1 pseudogene is annotated in these 282 nt (G+C 62.1%); it reads right to left on the bottom strand.

The annotated features are described in order from the left end of the window. Positions 1–245 (bottom strand): annotated as a pseudogene (locus HU727_RS25990) (putative Ig domain-containing protein); the annotation flags it as partial. Positions 246–282 lie beyond the last annotated feature (37 nt).

A 282-nucleotide genomic window follows, 5' to 3' on the forward strand; every position in this document is an offset into this window, starting at 1 on the left:
ACGTCGCGGCCTTCACCGGCTGCTTCGATGACGATGTCGTTCTGGCCATTGATGTAGTAAATGTCGTCGCCGGCCCCGCCGATCAGGGTGTCGGTGCCACCCAGACCGTCGAGGACGTTGTTGCCGGCGTTGCCGGTCAGGGTGTTGCTCAAGGCGTTGCCGCCGAAGTTGAGGTTGGCAGTGCCCAGCAGCACGCCGTCTTCGACGTTGGCCGAGAGGGTGTAGCTGACGTTAGAACGGATCACGTCATGACCTTCACCAGCCTGCTCGATCACGGTGTCG

This window comes from Pseudomonas khorasanensis (assembly GCF_014268505.2).
GTDB classification, from domain to species: domain Bacteria; phylum Pseudomonadota; class Gammaproteobacteria; order Pseudomonadales; family Pseudomonadaceae; genus Aquipseudomonas; species Aquipseudomonas khorasanensis.